The organism is Rhodoferax sp. UBA5149 (assembly GCF_002413825.1).
GTDB lineage: Bacteria > Pseudomonadota > Gammaproteobacteria > Burkholderiales > Burkholderiaceae_C > Rhodoferax.
In genome coordinates, this window is record NZ_DHXT01000050.1 from 37,580 (window position 1) to 40,957 (window position 3,378).

The 3,378-nt window shown below is 62.7% G+C and carries 1 protein-coding gene and 1 pseudogene; one reads left to right on the forward strand and one right to left on the reverse strand.

Going from position 1 to position 3,378, the window contains the following annotated elements; translation table 11 throughout:
- Positions 1-578 (reverse strand): annotated as a pseudogene (locus B3V69_RS04200) (DNA polymerase IV); the annotation flags it as partial.
- Between the two features lie 102 nt (positions 579-680).
- Here B3V69_RS04200 and B3V69_RS04205 point away from each other — a divergent pair.
- A complete protein-coding gene (locus tag B3V69_RS04205) occupies positions 681-3,359 on the forward strand; it encodes a bifunctional acetate--CoA ligase family protein/GNAT family N-acetyltransferase (RefSeq protein ID WP_296444101.1) in 2,679 nt (892 codons plus the stop codon).
- Positions 3,360-3,378: the final 19 nt, after the last annotated feature.

Sequence of the window (3,378 nt, forward strand, 5' to 3'; positions counted from 1 at the left end):
GGTTTGTTGAATTCGCTGGCCATTTTGGCCAGCAACTTGTTGGGCGCCACGCCCACCGAGCAGGTGAGGCCGGTCTGGTCAAAAATGGCTTTCTGGATGAGACGCGCCAGCACCCGGCCGCCTTCGCGCTGGCCGCCGGGCACAAGGGTAAAGTCGATGTAGACCTCGTCCACGCCGCGGTCTTCCATGAGCGGTGCAATCTCAAGAATGATGGCCTTGAAGGCGCGCGAGTACTTGCGGTATTCGTTGAAATCCACCGGCAGCAAGATCGCCTGTGGACACAGTTTGGCAGCCTTCATCAGACCTTGCGCCGAACCCACGCCAAATTGGCGGGCCGCGTAGGTGGCGGTGGTAATGACGCCGCGACCGGTGTAGTTTTTCAGCCGGGGGAAGGCCTCCAGCGGAATATCGGCCAGGGTGTGACCGTCATAGGTCTGGCGCAGCGTTTCGTCTTCAGCGCGGCGCCCGCCCCCGATCACCACCGGCAAACCTTTGAGCTGCGGGTAGCGCAGCAATTCGACCGACGCATAAAAAGCGTCCATGTCGAGGTGGGCGATGCGGCGTAACTTTTCGCTCATGCCTTGAGGATAGCGCGAACCGCTACTGCTTCAGGTCAAGGTGCCCGCGCGGCGGACGGGTTAAGCTGCAAGCCTGCGACCACTTTGTGAATTGATATTCGTATGGACAAGCACTTTCTCACCCCTCTTTTCTCGCCGAAATCCATTGTTGTATTTGCCGGCAAGGCGGATGATCCGGGCTCACAGTCGCCCCAGGCGCAGGTTTTGAACAACGCACTGCGGGCGCAGCGCTTTGTCGGCACGCTGGTGTTTCTGGATATTCATGCCAGCGGCACGCTGGCCGATCTGGCCCACACCCAAGCCGATCTGGCGGTGATCGCCCTGCCGGCGAGCGAGGTGGCATCGGCCCTGGAAATTGCCGGGCGCATCAAGTGTCGCGCCGCTTTGGTGATCTCCAGCGGCATTGACGCGCCGCAAGCCGCCGAGTTGCACAAAATAGCGCGGCGTGAGGGTATGCATCTGCTGGGGCCGAATTGCATGGGCTTTCAGCGCCCGCACCTCAATCTCAATGCCAGTGTGGCGGGTGTCCTGTGCGCGCCGGGACCCTTGGCGCTGGTCTCGCAATCGGGGGCCCTGACGTCTTCCATCCTCGACTGGGCGCAAAAGAATGGGGTTGGCTTTTCGACCGTGGTGTCGCTCGGACCGAACACGGCCGTTGACATGGCGCAGGTGCTGGATTTTCTGGCCGCCGATGCACAGACCCACAGCATCGTCGTCTATCTGGAAGGCATCAGCAACGCGCGCCGCTTCATGAGCGCCCTGCGTGCCGCCGCCAATGCCAAACCGGTCGTGGTGCTGAAAGCCGGACGAAAAAAGGAGGGCAACCGCGCGGCGCTCACGCATTCCGGCGCCATTGTCGGCAGTGATGATGTTTTTGACGCCGCCTTGCGCCGGGCCGGTGCGGTGCGGGTGCGCTCGTTTGTGGCCTTGTTCTCGGCTGCCAAATGTCTGGCCTCACGTTTCAAGCCGGTCGGGCGTCGCCTGTCGATTGTGACCAACGGCGGCGGGCCGGGCGTGCTGGCGGCCGACTGGATCAGCGAAATCAATCTGCAGCTGGGCAGCCTGACGCCAGAGCAGGCGCAGGCGCTCAAACCCGAATTGCCGCCACTGGCTTCCTTGTGTGACCTGATTGATGTCTCGGAGGACGCCGGTCCCGAGCACTTCAAGGCGGCGATTGAAGCGGCTGCCAAAGCGCGCCAGATCGATGGGGTATTGGCAATTTATTCACCCAAAGTCGGCATCGACAGTGCGACCATTGCCACCGCGCTGGCTGACACCAACCGCCAGATCGGCAAACCCTTGCTGACTTGCCTGATGGGTGACGCCAGTGTGGGCGAAGCGCGGGCGATTTTGAACGAGGCGGCCATTCCTACTTTTCGCACGCCGGAAGCGGCGGTCGGCGCTTTTGGCAACCTCGCTTCGTTCTACCAAAACCAGCAGTTGCTGCAGCAGACGCCGCCGCCCTTGTCCGAACTGGCCAAGCCGGACGTGGAGGGCGCGCGCATGGTGATCGAAAGCGTGCTGGCCGAGCGCCGCAAGGTGCTCACCGAGATGGAGTCCAAGGCGCTGCTGGCGGCGTTTCACATTCCTGTGACCAAGACCATCCTGGCGCGCAACGTCAACGAAGCCATCATGATCGCGACCCAGCTGGGTTTCCCGGTCGCGCTCAAAATTGATTCGCCTGACATCAGCCACAAGTCGGACGTGCAGGGCGTGGCGCTCAATGTGCTTAACGCGGTGGGCGTCCGCGATGCCTACATTGAGATGATGCAGGCGGTGGCCAAGTTGCAGCCCGGCGCGCGCATCAATGGCGTGACCATCCAGAACATGTCGAGCCAGAAGCGCGGACGCGAAATCTACATCGGCCTGGTGACCGATGACCCGTTCGGACCGGTGATTGCGTTCGGTGCGGGCGGCACCATGATCGAGCTCATCAACGACCGCGCCATGGAGTTGCCGCCCTTGAACCAGTTTCTGGCGCGCCGCCTGATCGAACGCCCGCGCGTGGCCGAGACGCTGGGTGAGTGGCGCGGCGCCGCGCCGATCAACATGGAGGCGCTGGAGCAGGTGCTGTTGCGGGTGTCGGAAATGGTGTGCGAGCTGCCGCAGCTGCGCGAGATGGACATCAACCCCATCATCGTCGACGAGTCCGGCGCGGTGGCGGTGGACGCGCGCATCGTGGTCGAAAATGCACCGCCTTCCATGCGCAACTACAACCACCTGGCGATCCTGCCGTATCCGTCGCAGTACGAGCAACTGTGGCCGCTGCAGGGTGGCGGTGATTACACGGTGCGTCCGGTGCATCCGGATGACGCCACCATGCTGCAGGAGTTCGTGCGCAATCTGTCGCCCGAGAGTCGCTACTTCCGCTTCGTATCGAGCATGCAGGAACTGCCCGCCACCATGCTCGCGCGCTTTACGCTGATTGACTACGACCGCGAGATGGCGCTGGTGGCGGTGTACCGGGAACGGCGCGCTGGCGCCGATGGGGAAACCACCGAGGTGGCCCGCATCGTGGGCGTGTCGCGCTACATCACCAACCCGGACCGCACCAGCTGCGAGTTCTCGCTGGTGGTGGCGGAAGACTTCAAGGGCCGCGGCCTCGGTTCACGCCTGATGCTGTCCATCATGGACTTCGCCCGCGAAAAAGGCTTGACCGAGATGGAGGGCCTGGTCCTGGCCAACAACCCCAACATGCTCAAGCTGATGCGGGGCCTGGGGTTCAGCGTCAAAACATTTGCTGAAGATGCCGATTTCAAGCTGGTGACGCACCTGCTGTAGCGTCTGCGTCCTGGTCCGG